This window comes from Pseudooceanicola sp. LIPI14-2-Ac024 (assembly GCF_042188925.1).
Lineage (GTDB): Bacteria > Pseudomonadota > Alphaproteobacteria > Rhodobacterales > Rhodobacteraceae > Pseudooceanicola.
Genome location: NZ_CP170102.1, coordinates 2,234,403 through 2,253,418, shown reverse-complemented (window position 1 = coordinate 2,253,418; position 19,016 = coordinate 2,234,403). Strand labels below are relative to the sequence as shown.

The following is a 19,016-nucleotide window of genomic DNA, read 5'->3' as shown; positions in this document are numbered from 1 at the left end:
CGTGTCACTCCGCCGGACGACTGAGCGCCGCGATGCCCTCGGGGCGCAGGTCCGGCGGCAACATCCGCGCGATCCCGGCGCGGAAGGCGCCTTCGTTGAAGCGGCGGGCATGGCGGACCAGCTCGGCGCTGTCGACGCGGTGGAGCGTCTCGGCTTCGAAACGGTCGATGGCGGCGCAAAGGGCCTCGACGCTCTGCTCGCGGAACAGCAGGCCGGTGCGGTCCGGCACGACGGTGTCGCGGATGCCGCCCCGGTCATAGGCGATCACCGGGCGGCCCGAGGCCATCGCCTCGACCGGGACGATGCCGAAATCCTCCTCGCCCGGGAACACCAGCGCACGGCACCGGGACAGGTGGTGGCGGAGGGTGTCGAAATCCGTACGGCCCAGTATGCGGATGTTGTCGCGTGCCGTGGCCGCCAGGCGCTCGGCCGTCTTGCCGGGGCCGCCGATCATGACCAGCGGAAGGCCGAGGCGGTTAAAAGCCTCGATCACCAGGTTGGGCCGCTTGTAGGGCGCCAGCTCTCCGCACCAGAGGTAGTAATCACCGATCTCCCCGGCAGGGGCGGGGCTAAGATCCTCGACCGCGACGGGGGGCGCGACGACCTCGGCCTCGCGGCGCCAGTACTTTTCGATCCGGGCGGCGACATGGCGGGAGTTCGCGGCAAAGGCATCGACGCGGGCGGCGCTGGTCACGTCCCAGCCGCGCAGCCGGTGCGCCACGTGCGGCAGGACAAGCCGCTGCGCCAGCCCGGCGTTGGCGCGGTAGACGTGGTACTGGTCCCAGAGGTAGCGCATCGGCGAATGGCAGTAGCAGAGGTGGAACGCGTCGGGCGGCGCGATCACCCCCTTGGCCGGCCCGGACTCGGACGAGATCACGAGGTCGTAGCCGGTCAGGTCCAGCTCTTCCAGCGCGCGGGGCATGAATGGCAGGTAGCTCTGGTACATCCGCCGGGCAAAGGGGAGGCGCCCGACACGGGTCTGCACCACCCGGTGCGCGTTGATCGTGTCGCTGATCTGCGCGGGGTCGTGGACATGGGTGTAGATGTCGGCCTGCGGGAACATCCGGCAGAGCGCTTCCAGCACCTTCTCGCCGCCGCGCATGCCGACCAGCCAGTAATGGATGAGCGCGACGCGCGGTGCGTCGGACATGGGCGCGGCCATCGGTCAGACCGCCTTCACGTCGTAGCCGTATTCGTACAGGTAGGCCTGCGGCACCCGCGCCGGATCGACCTGCGTCATCACCACGCCTCGCGAGTCGAGGCCGTTGTGTTCGAGCAGCCCGATGGCCCGCTGCACGGCGGACCGTGGCGTATGGTCGTGGCGCACCAGCATGACCCGCTGGTCGACGGCGCGGGCCACCACCAGCGCATCGGCGGCGGGCAGGGTGGCCGGGCAGTTCACCAGGATCACGTCGTAGAAGTCCTTGAGCCGCTCCAGCACCTCGTGCAGCCATTCCGACGACAACAGGTCGGCGGCGTCGGGCTGCGGGGCGCGGGCGACCAGCGCGTCGAAGCCACGGCCGGTGTCGGTGTAGATCGTGTCGAGCAGGCCGCATTCACCGCGAATGAGCTCTCCGAAATCGTGGGTGAGGGGCCAGTTGAACTCCGACTGGATCGAGTTCTGCCGCATGTCGCAATCGACCACGATCACCAGCTTGTCGGCCATCTCGGCCAGCCGGGCCAGCAGGAGGGTGGTGGTGGTCTTGCCCTCGCCCGGCAGGGCCGACATCAGGGCGACGCTGACCGGATCCGCGTCCTCGCTGCCAAGGGCCAGTTCGTTGCGCAGCTTGCGCAGGGATTCCGCCACCGGGCCCATGGGCTTCCGGTCGACCTCGTCCAGCGCGGCAGCGGTGCTGCGCCACTTGCGGGTCGGCACGGCAGAGAGGACCGGCAGCCCGGTCTCGGCCTCGATGCCCGAGAGGCTGCGGTAGGTCGGGCGCATCAGCGTCCGGAAGAGGACATAGCCCAGCCCGAGCGTGCCGCCGACCAGCAGGCCGAGAAAGATCATCAGCTTGGGCCGGGGCGAGGCAGGCGCGCCGGGCACCGTCGCCCGTTCCACGATCCGCGCATCGGCGTGCTGGAAATTCTCCTGCGTGCGGGTCTCGGCGTAGCGGTTGAGCAGGTCGGTGTACATGTTGCGGGCCGCCTGCGCCTCGCGTTCCAGTTCGCGCAGGCCGATGGCGCTGCGCGAGATCGACAGGTACTTGCGTTCCACCGCGTCCAGGTCGTCCGACAGGGTCTCTTCGCGGATGCGCGTGATCTCGACCTCGTTGCGCTGCGCGTCCAGGACGCGCTGGAACTCACCGGTCAGGGCGCGGTCGACCTCTTCCAGCTGGCGCTTGAGCCTGAGGCGTTCCGGGTGCGTCTCGTCGAAGGAGTTGGCCCACTGGGCGTCGTTGCGCCGGATCTCGACCCGGCGCTGCAGAAGCTCGGTGATGGTTTCCGACGAGAGCGTGCTGCCAAGCGCCTCGTAGCCGCCGGTCTCCATCAGGCGCGAGATCTCCTGGTACCGCGCCTCGGCCGAGACACGGTCGATCCGGGCGCGCAGCAGTTCGTCGTTCAGGCTGCCCATCCGCTGGGTGATGATGTCGAGGCTGGTGCCGTGGGTGGTCAGCAGGTCGGCGCGGTAGTCCTCGACCGCGTCCTCGGCCGCCTCGACCTGGCCGCGCAGGTCGGTGACGCGGTTCTCGATCCACTCGGTGGCCTGGGCCGCGGTCTGCTGGCGGCCCTCGAGTTGCAGCGCGATGTAGCGGTCGGCGATCGTCGCGGCGAGCAGGGCCGAAAGCTGCGGGTCCACGGTGCTGGCCATGACCGAGATGATGTAGGCATCGCCGTCGCGCCAGATCTCCACGTTGCGGCGGATCGCCCAGGTCAGGCGTTCGAGCCGGGCCCGGCGGGTGATGTCGCCGCTCGCCTCGTCGGCCGTGTCGGTCGCGGGCAGGACGCGGCGGACCAGCGCCTTGGCCTCGTCCCTGGCGCGGTCGAGGTAGCTGTCGGGCTGCATCGCGGGGTCGATCGCGTCGAGCGCGCCGGGCGCTTCGGCATCGATCCGGGCGATCACGTCCTCGAGCAGGACGTTCGAGCGCAGGATCGAGATCTCGCTCGCCACCACCTGGTCGTTGAGCTTGAGATCGGACACCACCTGTTCGTTGGTGATGTAGCGCCGCTCGCGGCTTTCCAGCAGCAGCTGGGTCATCGCGGCATAGCGCGGGGTGACCGTGTTCACCGCCAGCCCGGCCAGGATCGCGCCCGCCAGCGCCGCTGCCACGATCACGTAGCGCCCGCGCCAGACACCGCGGCCCAGTTCGTTCAGGTCGACGCCGTCCCCGTCGGAGTCGGCCCGGCCCGAGGGGTTGCGCGACAGCACCCCGCGTCCGAACGCATCCGGCATTTCTGAGGACATTACCATCACCTGCTCCGATCCGGCCGCCGTCAGCGGCCGCCCCGCCCACTATCTTAACGCTGCGGCGTTTGCGTCAAGATTTCGCCAGATTGCTGCCGTAATCCGGCCCGTTGCGGTCGCCATCCGGCGACAATGCGGGCGCAGCAGGCGGATTGTTCGGGGATTGGCCGATCCGGCGCGACCGCGCTGCGGGGGTCTTGCGGCGCTGCAGAATCGCGCCGCGCGCCAGTCCGGCGGCGAGGCCGGCAAAGGCAAAGAAGGTCACGCCGAGGTCCGGCGTCGCGCCGGTGAGAACGGCCGACAGCACCAGCGCCAGGCAGGCCGCCCGCAGGGCGCGGATCACCACCGCCCGCTGGTCCGCGCCACGCCGCCCCTCGCGCCCCGCCAGGACGGACCCGATGAACATCAGCGCGCAGAGCGTGCCGAGGATGCCGAGGCTCGCCAGCGTCGCCATCAGCCAGCTCGACGCCCGGATCGACCCGAGGCCGGCACCGAACCCCAGCGTGTCGCGGAAGTTCTCGAAGGCCTGGGCGTTCCAGCTCATCCGCTCGACGCCAGAGGCGCCCTGCAGCTTGTCTAAGAGCGCCCGGTCGAAGAACTGCCGTGCGGGCGAGACAAGCTCGTACCCGGCAAAGAGCGCCAGCGCGGCAAGCAGCGCCACGAGCAGTCCACCGACCGCGATCAGCGTCCCGCGCCGGTGCAGGCGGTGCCGCAGGTTCGAGGTCAGCCCGACACCCGCCAGAAGCACGAGGAAGATCACCAGCGCGACGTAGGCCGCGGAGGAGGTCGAATGCAGAAGCGCGATCGTGGTCAGCAGCAGCATGGTCAGCGCCAGCCGCGATTTCGGCGTGCCGAACCAGTACTGCAGCCAGAAACCGAACAGCCCGAGCGTGTAGAAGCCGAAGCTGCTGGCCTCGGGGTAGCCGCCGATCATCCGCTTCACCCCGATCATCCGCACGTCGTAGAGGATCGCGTAGTTGGCGCTGCGGATGGGGTCGAGGATCGTGGCCACGCCGGCCTCGTAGCTGAGCACGTCGAGCACGCCGAGCGCCACGTTGATCCCGGTCGCGATGGCGACGGCCTTCAGGACCATCGCGGCGTCGGGACGCAGGCGAAAGACGGTGGCGACGGCCAGGTAGGTCGCGACGCCCAGCATCAGGCGGAAGAGCTGGGTGATGTTGCCGCTCGACGCGCGCAGCGGGACTTCGACGATGCCGACCTCGTTGGCCTTGCGGGCCAGGCTGAAGACCTCGGTCTGGCCGGCAAAGACGCGGGGCAGGAAAAGCGCGGAAAAGACCGCGTAGACCGCCAGCAGCATCAGCCAGAATCCCGGCTGGCCGTAGCGCATGGTGCCCGCGATCATCGCCGGGCCGCCGCGGTGGATGGCAACAAGGCCCAGCATGGTCAGGGCCGCGATGTCGGGGATCAGGATCGACGCGCCGCCAAGCGCGGGCAGGTTGAAGGCCGCCGCCGCCCCCAGCGGGGTCACCGCGAAAAAGATCCACAGGCCCCGGTAGGGCCCCTGGATCAGCAGCCCCAGCACGCAGACCAGGGCGAGAAGGGTGGACGGCACGATTTCCATGACTCCAGAGGCGCGGAGGCGGCCCCTGGGTCAAGCGCGATGCAACGCTGGCGGGCGGATAGGACACGGATCGGCGCATAGCGACGCGTTCCCGGGCGCTCTGTCCGCGAACGGGAAACGGTGGGGGGCCACAGGTTGCACGGTCGGGCTGATCGCCCCACGGTGGCCTTCGCGTTCTGATGGAGCCACACCATGCGCCACATCCTCGCCCTTCCGATGGCGCTGGCGGTCCTCGCCGGCCCTGCCATGGCGCTTGACCTGCGCGGTCCGGTGCTGGCGGCCGCGTCGAACTTCGGCCAGGGCGCCCAGCCCGAGATGCTGGACGCGGCCCTGGCGTTGCCGGTGCGGGATTTCCGTGACGCGGTCTACTGGGACCGGGTCGAGGACGCGGCGGGCACCTTCACCTTCGAGGGAGAACGCGACAGTTTTCCCGATGCCCTGGCCCTGGGCGGGGCGCGGATGAGCCTCACGGTCAATTTCGGGCATCCCGCCTATGACAAGGGTCACACGCCTCTGTCGGACGCGGCGGTGCGCGCCTTTGGCCGGCACGCAGCCGAGGTGGTGACGCGGTTCCCGAACATCGACGCGGTCGAGGTCGGGAACGAATTCAACAGCGCCAACTTCGTCGAGGGCCCGCTGAAGGACCAGGACCTCGACGCGCGGGCACAGGCCTATGCGCGGCTGCTGGCCTCGGTTTCGGGGCAGGTGCACGCGGTCCGCCCGGACGTGCGGATCATCGGCGGCGGCGTCCATTCGATTCCGACGGGATACCTCTCGCGCCTGACCCGCCGGGGCGCCGTGGGGCACATGGATGCGATCGCCCTGCATCCCTATTCCACCCCCGTCGAACACATCGCCCGCCAGGTCGCCGTGATGCGCCGCGATCCGGCCTTGCGCGAGATGCCCGTCGAAATCACCGAGTTCGGGTCGCAGGACCCCGAGGCCGCGCCGGGCGTGCTGATGCGCGGCTACTGCCAGATGGCGCTGGCAGGCGTGTTGCGGATGGCGTGGTACGCGCTGAACGACCGGGGCGACGACTATGTCCCGCTGATCGATGCCGCCGGAGAGACGACGGATGCGGGCCGCGCGTTTCTCTTTGCGCAGGACGAGCTTGAGGGGCGGGCGGTGGTCGATGCCTCGGACGACGCGTTCACCTATGCCTGCCTCTTTGCGGGGCGGAAGCTGGTGATCTGGGGCATGCCGCGCGACCTGCGGGTGATGTCCGACGACGTAACGGTGCACGACGTCCGCGGCAACTTGCTGGACGGACGCGGCTTCCGGCTGAGCGAGACGGAGCCGCTGATCCTGATCGCGCCGGATGCGCTGGTCGAGGGGCGTGATTTCGCGCTTGGTCCGCAGGAGGTGCTGGCCGACAGCTATCACCAGTTCCCCTATCCGCCCGAGGATGGCGACACCGCAGATTGCGACGGGCTGCACGTCCATATCGCCACGCCCGACGCGGAGGTGCCGATGGTGCTGATGCCGGGGCAGGCCCGGCCGGGCACGCCCTGGACGCCCTACCTCGGCATCGCGTCGGATGCCTCGGTCCGGGTGCAGCCCGACAGCCTGCTGCCCGGCGGCGGCAAGTCCTTCCCGGTCGAGATCCGGCATGCCTTCGTCGCGCCCGAGGACATGCGCGTGTCGGTCGAGGCGCATTTCGATCCGGCCAGCCGCAGCAAGGATGGGGTGACCGTCCGGATCACGCTCGACGGGGTGGAACAGATCGCCTTCAACAGCCGGGAGAGGATGGAGTTCTCGCGCCTCGCGATCCCGATGGCGGCGGGCAGCCGGCTGGAGTTCGCAGTCGGGCCGAACGGCAATGCGAAGGGCGACGTGACCGAGTTCCGGATCACCCTGCGCCGGGCGGAGTGAGGCTTTCGAGGAGGAGGTCGATCCCGGACCAGGCCCGGCCAAGCGCCGTGGCGTGATCGTCCCGGCCGATGCCGCGGTCGATGGCGGCGGTGGCCAGGGCCGCGATCCCCGCGCCGTTGATGTCGGGGCGGTCGCAGAAGCTCTCACCAAGGCCGACGGCGTCGAAGAACGCACGCAGCTTGCTGTCCCAGCCCAGCCCGACCACCGGGCGGCCGTAGCTGTAGGCGACGATGCAGGCATGCAGCCGGTGCGCGATCACGGCCCGGCACCCTGCGATCTGCAGGGCAAGCTCACGGGGGGTCGTGGCCAGCGGCAGAACGGTCAGGCGGCCGTCGGCGGCCAAGGCGGCAAGGCGGGGCAGCGCGGCCAGCCGCGCCATCTGGGCCGCGTCCTCCGTGGCGCCGTTGCAGAAGAGCGTGACCCGGTGGCCGCCCGCGACAAGCGCCTCGACGATGCCCGCATAGAAAGCGTCGGCCGATGATCCCTGGCCCGCGATGCGGCCGTCCGCGTGGTGGCGCAGCACGGCGAAATCGGTGATGCAGAGGCCGATGCCTTCTGCCGCGTCGCCGGGCGGGCCGTAGCACGGCGCCGCGAGCAGGCCCGGATCGGCGGTCAGCTGCGGCGCGGGGCCGCCGGGCATCTGGCGGTCCCAGGCCATGGCCGAAGCGTTGTCGCGCGTGCCGACCAGGCGCAGGTCGCAGTCGAGGACGCGGGCGAACCTGTCGCGCCCTTCGTCCGACCAGTTGCCGGACACACCGACCGCGTAGACCGCCGTCGGTGTCCCGGCGGCGGCGAGGATCCCGGCGGCGCGCCCGATCTTGACCGGAAAGTTCAGGTTGGCGTCTGAGAAGATCTGCCCGCCGCCGATCACCGCAAGGTCGGCATCCTGCACCGCGCGGGTCCAGTCCCCGGCCACCCGGTCCACGATCCCCTCCAGCTTGCGGCGCGCGATGGCATGGCGCAGCGGGCGGGGCAGGTGGTCGAGCAGGGCCATCGCCAGCCGCCGGTTGGCCACCGTCTGTTCGCCGCGTGCCGTCCGCCCCGAGATGTCGACGCATGTCACCGTGATGCCCTGCCGCCGTGCCTTCAGCCCGTAGGCCAGGCAATCGGCGATCACGCCGTCGCCAAGGTTCGGGCTGAGCCCGACGCCGAACTGCACGATCTTCACCCGGTCTGTCCCCGTTCCGTTACCGCCGCGCCGCGATCCGCGGATAACTTCGCCGGCGCGCCCCGAGGACAGAATTGCACAGCCCGGGGCAAGCCACTAGATTGGCCGCACAGATTCCGGACCCGTTCCGGTCGGCCCGAGTCGGCCGCCCGCGGGTCTGATGGCGACCGGGCCCCTCTGGTGGAAGTCTTGCGGCACTTCCGCGATGTCGGCGCAGATCTGTTGGCAAGCCGCATGACGGAAGTCTCAATGTCCAGTTTCGTTTGTTGCGGCCGGGGGGCGTCGCAATCCTGTTCCGTCGTGGGGGCCTCGACATGAGCCAGCCCGCGACCCACAAGTCCACCCTTGGATATTTCACCTGGGCCTTCGGCTTCACCGCCGCCGGCCTCGGCCTCGGCGCCTGGCTGGGCTGGGTGCAGACCGGCACGATGTCCGGCATGGCCTCGGTCCTGTTCATCGTCGCGGTGCTGTCGGTGCTCGAGATCTCGCTCAGCTTCGACAATGCCATCGTCAACGCGAACAAGCTCAAGACGATGACGCCGGAATGGCAGCACCGCTTCCTGACCTGGGGGATCCTGATCGCCGTCTTCGGGATGCGGATCCTCTTTCCGGTCCTGATCGTGGTGATCGCCGCGCGGATCGGTCCGGTCGATGCCCTGGTCCTCGCCGCGTCCGACCCGGACCGCTATGCCGAGATCATGCATCACGCGCACCTGCCGATCGCGGCCTTTGGTGGCACTTTCCTGATGATGGTGGCGCTGAACTTCTTCTTCGACCACGAGAAGGACGTGCACTGGATCGCCCGGGTCGAGGCCTGGGCGGTGCGCTATTCCTCGGTCCGGGGGATCGAGATCGCGGTGGTCCTGATCGTGCTGATCGCGTTCTCGCGCCTGCAGGCGCCCGGCGACGCGGCAACCTTCCTGCGCGCGGGCGTCTGGGGGCTGCTGACCTTCCTGCTGGTCGAGGTGCTGGGCCAGGTCCTCGATCGCCAGCAGGACGCGATGACCGGCGCCGCGCGCGGCGGGCTGGGGGCGTTCCTTTACCTGGAAGTGCTGGATGCCTCGTTCTCGTTCGACGGGGTGATCGGGGCCTTCGCCCTGTCGCAGAACCTCTTCGTGATCGCCATCGGGCTTGGCATCGGGGCGATGTACGTCCGTTCGATGACCATCATGCTGGTCGAGAAGGGGACGCTGACGCAGTACCAGTTCCTCGAACACGGGGCGTTCTACGCGATCCTGATCCTGTCGGTGATCATGTATGCCCAGACCCTCGTGCACATCCCCGAGGCCATCACCGGGCTGGGCGGTGCCGCGCTGATCGGCATCGCGCTCTGGTCCTCGATCCGGTGGAACCGGCGCTACGGCTGCATGGTCGAGGCAGGCTGACCCCGCCGCGCGCCGGGACTGCCCCGGCGCGCGGCATTCTTCGGGGACGTGAAAAACCGCGTCGCCCGCTTGCCTGCCCCTGCCTTCCGCGGTTTCTGGCCTTCGGCACGGTGCGCCCGCCACGGGTGCGCCGCGGAACTTGCCCGCCTCGCACCCACCCGGTGGCGCTGCGCGGCGCGGCCGACCAGGGAGAGGACCCATGAGCAAAGTGCATTCGGGAATGGACGTCGCCGACTACCTCGGCGAATCCGGCAAGCTGGCCTGGGAGGTCGACGACCTCGCCCCCGGCACCACGACGCGTCCGGTCAAGTCGGTGGGCATCATCGGCGCGGGCACCATGGGCGGCGGGATCGCGATGAACTTCGCCACCGCCGGGATCCCGGTCACGATCGTCGAGACCAAGCAGGAGGCGCTCGACCGCGGCTTCAAGGTCATGCGCGGCAACTACCAGCGCAGCGCCGACAAGGGCCGGTTCCCGCAGGACGAGGTCGAGGCGCGGATGGGCCGGATGACCCCCACACTGAAGATGGAGGACCTCGCCGGATGCGACCTCATCATCGAGGCGGTGTTCGAGAACATGGACGTGAAGAAGGAGGTCTTCACCAAGCTCGACGCGATCTGCAAGGACGGCGCGATCCTGGCGACGAACTCCTCGGGCCTCGACATCGACGAGATCGCGGCGGTGACCAAGCGCCCCGAGGACGTGATCGGGCTGCACTTCTTCAGCCCCGCCAACGTGATGAAGCTGCTCGAAGTGGTCCGGGCGGATCATACGGCGGATGACGTGGTCGAGACCTCGATGAAGATCGCCAAGGAGATCAACAAGGTTGCGGTGATGGCGGGCGTCTGCCCCGGCTTCGTCGGCAACCGCATCCTGCGCGCGCGCCAGATGCAGGCGAACAAGCTGCTCTACAAGGGCGTCATGCCCTGGGACATCGACGCCGCGATCAACGCGTTCGGCTTCAAGATGGGGCCCTACCAGATGTCCGACCTCGCCGGCCTCGACATCGGCTGGTCCAAGGGCGCGACCACCGCGAACCCGATCCGCGACGCACTGTGCGAGATGGACCGCCGCGGGCAGAAGACCGGCGCGGGCTACTACGATTACGACGAGGCGCGGAACCGTCGCCCGTCGGAAGTGACCGAGAAGGTGATCCGCGAGGTTACCGGGGCCGAGCCCTCGACCATGAGCCAGGAGGAAATCACCGAGAGCCTGATATACCCGATGATCAACGAGGCAGTGAAGATCCTCGAGGACAACAAGGCGCAGCGCCCGTCCGACATCGACGTGATCTGGATCAACGGTTACGGCTGGCCGCAGGACAAGGGCGGGCCGATGTTCTACGGCGACAAGGTCGGTGCCAAGGCGGTGCTGGCGCGGATGGAGAAGCTGGGTGCCGAGGACCCGGATTTCGCCCCGGCGGAGACGCTGAAGAAGCTCGCGGCCGAGGGAGGCTCCTTTGTCGATCTCGACCTGGGCGGGTTGAAGACCGCCGGGACCGAACAGCGCAAGGCGGGGTGAGGCCCCGACGCCGATGACAGGCCTCGCCCGGCGACACGCCGGGCGGCGCCCTCATGGCTCCGTTCGGAGGACGGCATGACGAACCGCCAATGGACCCTCACCGACACCCCGATCGAGCGGATGCCAGTGCCCGCGAACTTCGCCCTGCGCGAGGCACCGGTGCCCGTGCCCGGCCCCGGGCAGGCGCTGGCGCGGACGGTCTACATCTCGCTCGACCCCTACCAGTGGGGCTACAAGGTGCGCGGGCTGGAAAAGCCCGGCGACGTGCTGCACGCCCGGACCGTGGCGCAGATCGAGGTCTCGAACGCCCCCGACTGGCAGCCCGGCGATTTCGTTCATTGCCTCAACGGCTGGGCCGAGTACGGGCTGGTCGGGCAGGGCGTGCCGGAACATGTCTACATGAGGACGCGGAAAATCGACCCGTCCTTCGGGCATCCCTCGCTGGCGCTCGGTGTGCTGGGAATGAACGGGCTGACGGCCTATGTTGGGCTGCTGGTGCAGGGGCAGCCGCAGCCGGGCGAAACGGTCGTCGTCTCGGCGGCGACCGGCGGGGTGGGGCAGATCGTGGGGCAGCTGGCGCGGATCCGGGGCTGCCGGGCGGTCGGGATCGTGTCATCGCCCGAGAAGATGCGCGTGGCGCTGGACGACCTCGGCTACGACGCCGTGGTCTCGCACCGCTCCCCGACGCTTGAGGACGATCTGGCGACGGCCTGCCCGGACGGGGTGGATGTCTATTTCGAGAACGTCGGCGGGCGGCTCTTCGATGCGACCGCCGTGCTTTTCAACCGGGGCGCCCGGATGACGATCTGCGGGCTGATCGGTGAACGGCCTGACGGGTCCTCGGCCAGGGGCAAGGAGGCGTTGATGGCGCGTTCCGCCGCGCTCCGGGCCGAACGCGGGGTGATCGTCAACGAACACTTCGTCGGCAATTTCGTCGACAGCCACTTCGACCAGTTCCTGCGCGACGTCTCGGGCTGGTACGCCGAGGGCCTGATCCATTACCGCGAGGACATTCGCGACGGGATCGAAACCGCGCCCGCCGCCTATATCGACATGATGCAGGGCGGGAACCTCGGCAAGACGCTCATCCGCACCTCAGCCGAGGCTTAGAGCACAGGCGACCGGCCCCCACCCCGGCTAGAGCGGCTTGGTCAGGTCAAAGATCAGCGGATCGTCCGCCAGCGCCTCGAACATCTCGTTCACCCGGGGGTCGTGACCGGGGACCAGCAGTTCCGGCCGCTCCGCCAGCATCACCACCGCCTCGTGCCCGGCCAGCTGCCCGGCCGGGTCGGCCGTGATCGGGAAGGGCAGGCCATAGCCGATGTTGTCGTAGAAATGCGCGGCGTCCGAGGCGAGGCAGATGCGACCGATCACGGTTTCGACCGTCACCGCCTGCAGGCCCAGAGAATGGCCGGGCAGGTGATGCACCCAGATGCCCGGCGTGATCTCCTCGTCGCCGTTCACCCAGTCCAGCCGCTCGCCGTAGTTCAGGGCCACCATCAGCTGCACATCGCCCAGCTCGAACGGATGCCGGATCAGGGCGTGGCGCATGGCCGGGCCGGTGGCCCATTGCATTTCGGCCTCCTGCAGGACGAAGCGGGCGAGCGGCAGGCGGTCCATGTTGCCCGCGTGGTCGTAGTGCAGGTGGGTGATGATCACCGTGTCCACGTCGTCCGGCGCAATGCCCAGGACCTTGAGCGCGTCGATCGGGTTCCGGTCGATCTGCCGCCCCCGCGCCGCCGCGCGTTCGGCGTTGAAGCCGGTGTCGACCAGGATCACCCGGTCGGCATCGCGGATCACCCAGATGTAGTAATGCAGCGGCATCGGCGCATTGTCGTGCGGATCGCCGCCCAGAAAATTGTCCGACGACAGCCGTTCCGGCAGTGTCGCGTACTGGATCGCGTAAACCTCGTACTCGGCGTGCATGGTCTCCTCCCCCGCTTGCACCTCAGCCTTCCTCCAGGCCCTCCAGGTATCTCATGATCTCGGTGTGGTCGGCCCCGGTGCCGAGCTGGTCCGACGCCTCGGCCCAGACCTCCGAGATCGCGCCGAGGCCGGGGAAATCGTGCCCTGTGTGCCGCCCGAGGGCCGCCGCCAGCCCGACGTCCTTGGCCATCAGGCTCATCGCGAAACCGGCGTCGCGGTAGGCGCCCGAGAGGATGAACTGCGCCATCTTGTTCTCGGTCGAATTGTTCCGGCCGGTGGAGGCGTTGACGATCTCGGTCAGGACGGCGGGGTCCAGGCCGAAGTCCCGTCCCACGATCACCGCCTCGCAGGCCGCCAGCAGCCCGGCGGCCGAGACGTAGTTGTTCAGCGCCTTGGTCGCGTGCCCGGCGGCGAGCGGCCCGGCGCGGAAGACTTTTCCCATGGCGCGCAGCGCCGGCTCGACCGCGTCCATCGCACCCGCATCGTCGCCACCCAGCATGATCGCCAGCGTCCCGTCCCGCGCTTTCCGCACCCCGCCCGAGACCGGCGCGTCGAGCAGGGTGATGCCGCGCTCTGCCAGCTCCGCCCCCAGTGTCCGTGTCTCGATCGGGTCGGACGAGGACATGTCGACGATCACGCCGCCGTCCATCCCCTCGGCCAGCCCGCCAGGGCCAAGGCAGACCTCGCGCACGATGGCCGAGGTCGGCAGCATCAGGATCACCGTGTCGCAGGCCGCCCCGAGCGCGGCGCCACCCTCTGCCACCTCCAGCCCCTCGCGGTCGGCCACCCGCCGCGCGGCCCCGGCCGAGGCATCCAGCAGCAGCGGCCGGTGTCCGCCCCGGACGAGGCAGGCGACCATCGGGTCGCCCATCGTGCCGGTGCCGACAAAGCCGAGACGGGTCATTTCCCGTCGCCGTCGATCTCTGCCAGCACGGCCTTGGCGGTGCGGAAACTGTCGACCATCGCGGGCACGCCCGCGTAGATGCCGACCTGCAGCAGCACCTCCTTGATCTCGTCCCGGCTGACGCCGTTGTTGATCGCACCCCGGATATGCGCCGCCAGCTCGTGCTGCCGGTTCAGGGTCGAGATCATGGCGAGGTTGATGATCGACCGGGTCTTGCGGTCCAGCCCCTCGCGGCCCCAGACCTCGCCCCAGCAGTAGGTCGTCACCATTTCTTGGAACTCGCGGGTGAAGTCGTCGATCCCCGCGACGGCCTTGTCGACATATGCGTCGCCCAGGGTCTCGCGGCGGATTTTCATGCCCTTGTCGTAAGTTGCGCGGTCCATCGTGGCCTCCCTTTCCGTTTCGGCAAGGAGGCGGGAAATCGTTCCCGGATGCAAGGGGCGGATCGCATCCGTGTCATCCGTGGAAATTCCGTGCCGGACTCGGGTGGCTGCGCTAGCCTTGGCGGCGAGAGCCAAGGGGAGGGACACCGTGGAAACCCTGCTGGATCCGAAGACCGACAGCGCGATCCTGCCCGGCGCGGTGGATTGCGACGTCCACCCCGCGCAGCCCAGCATGAAGGCGCTGATGCCCTATCTCGACGACTACCTGGCCGAACAGGTGGTGGACCGGGGGATCGAGGCGCTGCACTCCGTGCACTACCCGCCGAACGCGCCGATCACCTGCCGCGACGACTGGCGGGCCGACGGCGGCGGAACGCTGGCGGGGATGCAGAAGCACCTGTTCGACGGGATGGGTGTCGGCACGGCGATCCTGAACCCGCTGCTGGGGCTGCAGATCCTGATGGAGCAGGACATGGCGGCGTCCTTCGCGCGCGGCCTAAACGACTACACGCGCGCCGAGTGGCTCGACCGCGATCCGCGCCTGCGCGCCTCCATCGTGGTGCCGCAGCAGGACCCGGAGCAGGCGGCGGAGGAGATCGAGCGGCTGGCAGGTGAACGGCGTTTCGTCCAAGTGCTGATGCTGGTGATGGGGGAAATGCCGCTCGGCAAGCGGTACCACTGGCCGATCTACAAGGCGGCCGAGAAACACGGGCTGCCGGTCGCGATCCACGCGGGGAGCATGTATCGCCACCCGACCACCGGCGTCGGCTGGTCCAGTTTCCACGCGCAGGACTACGTGGCCAACGGCGTGAACTTCCAGACCACGCTGACCAGCCTGATCACAGAGGGCGTTTTCTCCGTTCACCCGAACCTCAAGGTGGTGATGAGCGAAAGCGGCGTGACCTGGCTGCCCGCCTATCTCTGGCGGCTGGACAAGTATTGGCAGGGGCTGCGGATGCTGATCCCCTGGGTCGACCGCCTCCCGCGCGAAATCGTGGCGTCGAACATCCGCTTCACGCTGCAGCCGGTCGATGCGCCGCCCGATGGCGAAACGCTGGCGCGGGTGATGGAGCATTTGGGGAGCGAGGAGCTGCTGCTCTTCTCCACCGATTACCCGCACTGGCAGTTCGACGGGGCAGGGGCCGTGCCCGACGGCCTGTCCGAGAGCCAGATCCGCAAGATGATGATCGACAACCCCCGCGCGACCTACGCGCGGCTGGAGGGCTGAGCCATGAACGTCGAGACGAAACCGCAGCCCGACACGGCACGCCCCGCCCGCCTCGGCATCGCCGATTGCGACGTGCACCCGACCCCTGCCTCGCTCGAGGACGAGGTCTATCCCTTCCTCGAGAAGCGCTGGCGCGACTACATCGACACCTACGGCATGGTGCAGCGCATCGGCTTCGCGGGCGGCACGCAGTATCCCAAGGGCCAGCCCCGCGCCTCGCGCCGGGACGCCTTTCCACCGACCGGCGGGCCACCGGCCTCGGACCTGGCGTTCTTCCGCGAGCAGCACCTCGATCCGCACAACGTGGACATGGCGGTGATGATCCCGCTGCGGGTCGGGCAGGCGCTGCAGAACATGAACCTCGCCGTCGCGGTCTGCGCCGCGATGAACGACTGGCAGGAGGCGTTCTGGACCTCGCAGGAGAGGCGCATCAGGGGCTCCATCGTCATGGCCTACGAATGCGCCGAGGCCTGCGTCGAACAGATCGAGAGGCATGCGCACAAGGACGACTTCGTCCAGGTCTCGATGCTGTCGCGCACGCCGGACCCGATGGGGCACCGGAAATACTGGCCGATCTACGAAGCGGCCGCCGCCCATGGCCTGCCGGTCGGCGTGCACGCCTTTGGCAATGCCGGGAACCCCTGCACGGGCAGCGGCTGGCCGTCCTATTACATCGAGGACATGATGGCCCATTCGCAGAGCTGCGCGGGGCTGATCACCTCGATGGTCTACGAAGGCGTCTTCGAACGCATTCCCGACCTGAAGCTGGTGATCGTCGAGGGCGGCATCGCCTGGCTGCCGTCGCTCGCCTGGCGGATGGACAAGGTGTGGGAGAAGAACCGGCTGGAACTGTCCCACGTCAAGCGGCCGCCGTCGGAATACATCCGCGAGCACATCTGGCTGACCTCCCAGCCGATCGAAGAGCCGGACCGCCGCCAGCAGCTGGTCGAATGCATCGACTGGATCGGCTGGGACCGGGTGCTCTACGCCTCGGACTACCCGCACTGGGATTTCGACGACCCGCAGCGCGCCCTGCCGGTGCAGCTGACCGAGGCGCAGCGCAACGGGTTCTTCCGCGACAACGCCTACCGGGTCTACGGGCTGGACTGATGGGCGAGAAGCATGTCGTCGCGCGGGTCGCCGATTTCGAAGCCACCGACCGCAAGCTGGTCGAGGTGAAGGGGCGGCCCATCGTCATCTTCCGGGTGGGCGGGGAATGGTTCGGCATGCTGAACCGCTGCCCGCACCAGGGCGGCAGCCTTTGCGCCGGTCACCTGATCTCACTCGTGGAAAGCGACCGCCCCGGCGATATCCGCATGTCGCGCAAGGGCGAGATCCTGCGCTGTCCCTGGCACGGGTGGGAGTTCGACATCCGCACTGGAGAGAGCATGGCACGGCCCGGGCGCATACGCTCGCGTCCGGTGGAGGTGAGTGTCGTGAAGGCCGCAGAGGTCGAGACGGTGGGGCCGCTCGAGAAATACGATGTCACGCAAGAGGGCGATGTCGTGGTGGTGGAGCTTTAGTCCGCCTCGTTCAGGGCAAAGCGCACGCCGCAGATTTCGACCTCTTCCTTGAATATCGACAGCCCGCGTTTCCTGGCCCGTGACAGGATCCGGTCGCGGCCACGCACCGCGAGGTCGAGGCCCGCCAGCCGGTCCGGCCGGCCATTCCGCGTCTCGGCAAATCGCAGGGTCGCATTGCCGAGCTTGATCATCGGCAGGCCGCCCCGCGTCTCGACCCTGAGCCCCGACACGGCGCCCCAGTGGGCGGCCAGCTTGTCCGGATCGCTCGACCGCAGCTCGGCCGCGGTGATCGCGGTGACGAAGTCGTCCGTGACGAGGTCCTGCCAGCCGGTGCCACCGGCAAAGGGCCAGGTGCCGCGGGTGTCGCCGCCTTCGACCCAGGGGACCGACAGGAACGCCGCGCCCATGTCGCCGGGGTGCAGCTGCATCATGCGGTAGCTGCCCGCGTCACGTTCGTTCGCGACCCGCACACCATGCGCCGCCGCATTGGCGCGGACGGCGGCCTGCTCCTCGGGGCGCTGTGCCTGGCAGATCACCATGTAGCCGGAATCGCCGCCCATCCGGTCGAGGTAGCGGCCCGCCGCCGTGTCCTCGCGCACCGGCGCGACGACCTCGAGGAACTGGGTGCCGACCCCCATGAGCGTGTTTTCCAGCCCGTACTGGCCGACCGCCTCGTCGACGAACACGGGGGCGAGGCCGAAGACATCGCGCAAGGTGTCGATGGTCGGGGAAAGGTTTCGTGCCACAAGGCAGATTTGCCGCAGGTAGATACCCATGCGCACAGCCTGCCCGAATCCGGGGGGAGTTCACGCGGATTCCGACATGCGCCAGGCGCATGGCTGGCGGCTATTCCATCGCCAGGATCATGTTGCGGACCACCGGGTAGATCTCGCGTTCCCACTTGCCGCCGTTGAAGACACCATAGTGCCCGACATTCGCCTGCAGATGGTGTCGCTTGAGGTGCGGGCGGAGCGAGCTGCACAGATCGTGCGCCGCCGCCGTCTGCCCCAGCGAGCAGATGTCGTCGCGCCCGCCCTCGACCGTCAGCAGGGCCGTCTTGCGGATCGCGCTCGGGTCCACCAGCTCTCCGCGATAGTGGAATTCGCCCTTGGCGAGTTCTGCCCGCTGGAAAATCCGGTCGATGGTCTCGAGGTAGAATTCGGCGGTCAGGTCGAGCACGGCGAAGTACTCGTCGTAGAACTCCATGATCCGCTCGGCCTCGGCCGTCTCGCCCCGGGCGAGGTGGTCGTAGAGCTTCTTGTGCTGCGACTGGTGCCTGTCCATGTTCATCATCATGAAGCTGAAGAGCTGCACGAAGCCGGGATAGACCTGCCGCCCGCGCCCGGCGAAGCGGTTCGGCACGGTGGCGATGACGTTCCGTTCGAACCAGCCCAGGTCGTTGTCGAAGGCGAGGTCGTTGACCTCGGTCGGGCTTTCGCGGACGTCGATCGGGCCGGCCATCAGCGTCATGGTGCGTGGCGTGCAGGGGTTGTCCTGCTGTGACATAACCGAGACGGCGATCAGCGCCTGCACGCAGGGCTGGCAGACGGCGAGGATGTTGTTGTCGGGCCCGAGTTCCTCGAGGAACCGGATCAGGTATTCGACGTAGTCCTCGACCCCGAAGGCGCCGGCGTCCGCAGGTACGTCGCGGGCGTTCTTCCAGTCGGTGATGTAGACATCGTGGTCGCGCAGCATCACCTCAACCGTGCCGCGCAGCAGGGTGGCGAAATGGCCCGACAGCGGCGCGACGATCAGCACCTTCGGCTGCGGCGTGTCGATGTCCTTGGCAAAGTGCAGCAGGTTGCCGTAGGGCAGGTCCAGCGTGACCTCTTCGCGGACCTCGACCACGGCGTTTCCGACGGGCACGCGGCGGATGCAGAAATCCGGCCGGTCGTGGGTCAGGCGGAAGCGCGAGATCATTTCCATCGTCGCGTCGAAGGGACGGACGGCGCCGTTCAGCATCTGCCCGAAGGCCGAGCCGTCCAGCTTGGCGCCGCGCGCCAGGTGGCGCATCGGTGCGATCAGATCGTCCTGAAATTGGTACATTTGGTAGAGCATCGCGGCCTCGCGGAGCATTCTATGCAGAAAAGGCTAGTGAATCCTTTGCTGCGGTGCGACAA

At 68.6% G+C, this 19,016-nt stretch carries 16 protein-coding genes; 7 read left to right on the top strand and 9 right to left on the bottom strand.

All coding sequences use genetic code 11. The annotated features are described in order from the left end of the window. Nucleotides 1–4 precede the first annotated feature (4 nt). The 3 genes from ACE2AC_RS11035 to ACE2AC_RS11025 all read right to left on the bottom strand — a co-directional run bounded on the left by ACE2AC_RS11035 (nucleotide 5) and on the right by ACE2AC_RS11025 (nucleotide 4,985). Nucleotides 5–1,150 (bottom strand): glycosyltransferase, encoded by a 1,146-nt coding sequence (locus tag ACE2AC_RS11035; protein WP_375687043.1) that lies wholly within the window; start codon nucleotides 1,148–1,150, stop codon nucleotides 5–7. 15 nt (nucleotides 1,151–1,165) lie between these two features. Next, nucleotides 1,166–3,409, bottom strand: coding sequence for a GumC family protein (locus tag ACE2AC_RS11030; RefSeq protein ID WP_375687042.1), 2,244 nt, complete (start codon nucleotides 3,407–3,409; stop codon nucleotides 1,166–1,168). Nucleotides 3,410–3,476: 67 nt separating this feature from the next. After that, nucleotides 3,477–4,985, bottom strand: a complete 1,509-nt coding sequence (locus ACE2AC_RS11025; RefSeq protein ID WP_375687041.1) for a hypothetical protein — start codon at nucleotides 4,983–4,985, stop codon at nucleotides 3,477–3,479. 192 nt (nucleotides 4,986–5,177) lie between these two features. On the opposite strand from ACE2AC_RS11025, the gene ACE2AC_RS11020 reads away from it, so the two are divergent. Continuing rightward, the gene (locus ACE2AC_RS11020; protein ID WP_375687040.1) at nucleotides 5,178–6,857 is read left to right on the top strand and encodes a hypothetical protein; all 1,680 of its coding nucleotides are present in this window, start codon (nucleotides 5,178–5,180) and stop codon (nucleotides 6,855–6,857) included. On the opposite strand, the gene ACE2AC_RS11015 is transcribed toward ACE2AC_RS11020, so the two are convergent. After that, the gene (locus tag ACE2AC_RS11015) at nucleotides 6,835–8,025 is read right to left on the bottom strand and encodes a polysaccharide pyruvyl transferase family protein (protein WP_375687039.1); all 1,191 of its coding nucleotides are present in this window, start codon (nucleotides 8,023–8,025) and stop codon (nucleotides 6,835–6,837) included. The two genes, ACE2AC_RS11020 and ACE2AC_RS11015, sit on opposite strands and share 23 nt — an antisense overlap. Nucleotides 8,026–8,339: 314 nt before the next feature. Between ACE2AC_RS11015 and ACE2AC_RS11010 the strand changes: the two genes are divergently transcribed. The 3 genes from ACE2AC_RS11010 to ACE2AC_RS11000 all read left to right on the top strand — a co-directional run bounded on the left by ACE2AC_RS11010 (nucleotide 8,340) and on the right by ACE2AC_RS11000 (nucleotide 12,042). Further along, entirely contained in the window at nucleotides 8,340–9,410 is a 1,071-nt protein-coding gene (locus ACE2AC_RS11010; protein WP_375687038.1) for a DUF475 domain-containing protein, read from the top strand. Nucleotides 9,411–9,609: 199 nt separating this feature from the next. Beyond that, nucleotides 9,610–10,932, top strand: a complete 1,323-nt coding sequence (locus ACE2AC_RS11005; RefSeq protein ID WP_375687037.1) for a 3-hydroxyacyl-CoA dehydrogenase NAD-binding domain-containing protein — start codon at nucleotides 9,610–9,612, stop codon at nucleotides 10,930–10,932. Nucleotides 10,933–11,007: 75 nt separating this feature from the next. Continuing rightward, nucleotides 11,008–12,042, top strand: coding sequence for an NADP-dependent oxidoreductase (locus tag ACE2AC_RS11000; RefSeq protein WP_375687036.1), 1,035 nt, complete (start codon nucleotides 11,008–11,010; stop codon nucleotides 12,040–12,042). A gap of 27 nt (nucleotides 12,043–12,069) precedes the next feature. Here the strand turns inward: ACE2AC_RS11000 and ACE2AC_RS10995 are convergent, their stop codons facing one another. From ACE2AC_RS10995 to pcaC, 3 genes are read right to left on the bottom strand one after another with little or no spacing between them, the layout of a single operon-like run. Continuing rightward, nucleotides 12,070–12,858, bottom strand: coding sequence for an N-acyl homoserine lactonase family protein (locus ACE2AC_RS10995; protein WP_375687035.1), 789 nt, complete (start codon nucleotides 12,856–12,858; stop codon nucleotides 12,070–12,072). A gap of 22 nt (nucleotides 12,859–12,880) precedes the next feature. Beyond that, entirely contained in the window at nucleotides 12,881–13,762 is an 882-nt protein-coding gene (locus ACE2AC_RS10990; RefSeq protein WP_375687034.1) for an NAD(P)-dependent oxidoreductase, read from the bottom strand. Beyond that, a complete protein-coding gene (pcaC, locus tag ACE2AC_RS10985) occupies nucleotides 13,759–14,145 on the bottom strand; it encodes a 4-carboxymuconolactone decarboxylase (protein ID WP_375687033.1) in 387 nt (128 codons plus the stop codon). The genes ACE2AC_RS10990 and pcaC overlap by 4 nt, the downstream gene beginning before the upstream one ends. A 148-nt stretch (nucleotides 14,146–14,293) precedes the next feature. On the opposite strand from pcaC, the gene ACE2AC_RS10980 reads away from it, so the two are divergent. Genes ACE2AC_RS10980 through ACE2AC_RS10970 form a run of 3 tightly spaced genes read left to right on the top strand, consistent with a single transcriptional unit; the run spans nucleotide 14,294 to nucleotide 16,896 of the window. Next, entirely contained in the window at nucleotides 14,294–15,373 is a 1,080-nt protein-coding gene (locus tag ACE2AC_RS10980) for an amidohydrolase family protein (RefSeq protein WP_375687032.1), read from the top strand. 3 nt (nucleotides 15,374–15,376) lie between these two features. Then, nucleotides 15,377–16,483 carry an amidohydrolase family protein gene (locus ACE2AC_RS10975; protein ID WP_375687031.1) on the top strand — a complete coding sequence of 369 codons (1,107 nt, stop codon included), beginning with the start codon at nucleotides 15,377–15,379 and terminating at the stop codon, nucleotides 16,481–16,483. Further along, the gene (locus ACE2AC_RS10970) at nucleotides 16,483–16,896 is read left to right on the top strand and encodes a Rieske (2Fe-2S) protein (protein WP_375687030.1); all 414 of its coding nucleotides are present in this window, start codon (nucleotides 16,483–16,485) and stop codon (nucleotides 16,894–16,896) included. Before ACE2AC_RS10975 ends, ACE2AC_RS10970 begins: the two co-directional genes overlap by 1 nt. Here ACE2AC_RS10970 and ACE2AC_RS10965 read toward each other — a convergent pair. Both ACE2AC_RS10965 and ACE2AC_RS10960 read right to left on the bottom strand, forming a co-directional pair. After that, nucleotides 16,893–17,672 (bottom strand): VOC family protein, encoded by a 780-nt coding sequence (locus ACE2AC_RS10965; RefSeq protein WP_375687029.1) that lies wholly within the window; start codon nucleotides 17,670–17,672, stop codon nucleotides 16,893–16,895. The genes ACE2AC_RS10970 and ACE2AC_RS10965 overlap by 4 nt on opposite strands. Nucleotides 17,673–17,742: 70 nt before the next feature. After that, nucleotides 17,743–18,972, bottom strand: coding sequence for a polyhydroxyalkanoate depolymerase (locus tag ACE2AC_RS10960; protein WP_375687028.1), 1,230 nt, complete (start codon nucleotides 18,970–18,972; stop codon nucleotides 17,743–17,745). Between the last annotated feature and the right edge of the window lie 44 nt (nucleotides 18,973–19,016).

Bases quoted from the DNA above. Each gene is read 5' to 3' on its own strand.
- ACE2AC_RS10960 (WP_375687028.1), bottom strand. From the start codon at position 18,972: ATGCTCCGCGAGGCCGCGATGCTCTACCAAATGTACCAATTTCAGGAC.
- ACE2AC_RS10995 (WP_375687035.1), bottom strand. From the start codon at position 12,858: ATGCACGCCGAGTACGAGGTTTACGCGATCCAGTACGCGACACTGCCG.
- ACE2AC_RS11010 (WP_375687038.1), top strand. From the start codon at position 8,340: ATGAGCCAGCCCGCGACCCACAAGTCCACCCTTGGATATTTCACCTGG.
- pcaC (WP_375687033.1), bottom strand. From the start codon at position 14,145: ATGGACCGCGCAACTTACGACAAGGGCATGAAAATCCGCCGCGAGACC.
- ACE2AC_RS10970 (WP_375687030.1), top strand. From the start codon at position 16,483: ATGGGCGAGAAGCATGTCGTCGCGCGGGTCGCCGATTTCGAAGCCACC.
- ACE2AC_RS11030 (WP_375687042.1), bottom strand. From the start codon at position 3,409: ATGGTAATGTCCTCAGAAATGCCGGATGCGTTCGGACGCGGGGTGCTG.
- ACE2AC_RS10965 (WP_375687029.1), bottom strand. From the start codon at position 17,672: ATGGGTATCTACCTGCGGCAAATCTGCCTTGTGGCACGAAACCTTTCC.
- ACE2AC_RS10975 (WP_375687031.1), top strand. From the start codon at position 15,377: ATGAACGTCGAGACGAAACCGCAGCCCGACACGGCACGCCCCGCCCGC.
- ACE2AC_RS11035 (WP_375687043.1), bottom strand. From the start codon at position 1,150: ATGTCCGACGCACCGCGCGTCGCGCTCATCCATTACTGGCTGGTCGGC.
- ACE2AC_RS10990 (WP_375687034.1), bottom strand. From the start codon at position 13,762: ATGACCCGTCTCGGCTTTGTCGGCACCGGCACGATGGGCGACCCGATG.
- ACE2AC_RS11005 (WP_375687037.1), top strand. From the start codon at position 9,610: ATGAGCAAAGTGCATTCGGGAATGGACGTCGCCGACTACCTCGGCGAA.
- ACE2AC_RS11020 (WP_375687040.1), top strand. From the start codon at position 5,178: ATGCGCCACATCCTCGCCCTTCCGATGGCGCTGGCGGTCCTCGCCGGC.
- ACE2AC_RS11025 (WP_375687041.1), bottom strand. From the start codon at position 4,985: ATGGAAATCGTGCCGTCCACCCTTCTCGCCCTGGTCTGCGTGCTGGGG.
- ACE2AC_RS11000 (WP_375687036.1), top strand. From the start codon at position 11,008: ATGACGAACCGCCAATGGACCCTCACCGACACCCCGATCGAGCGGATG.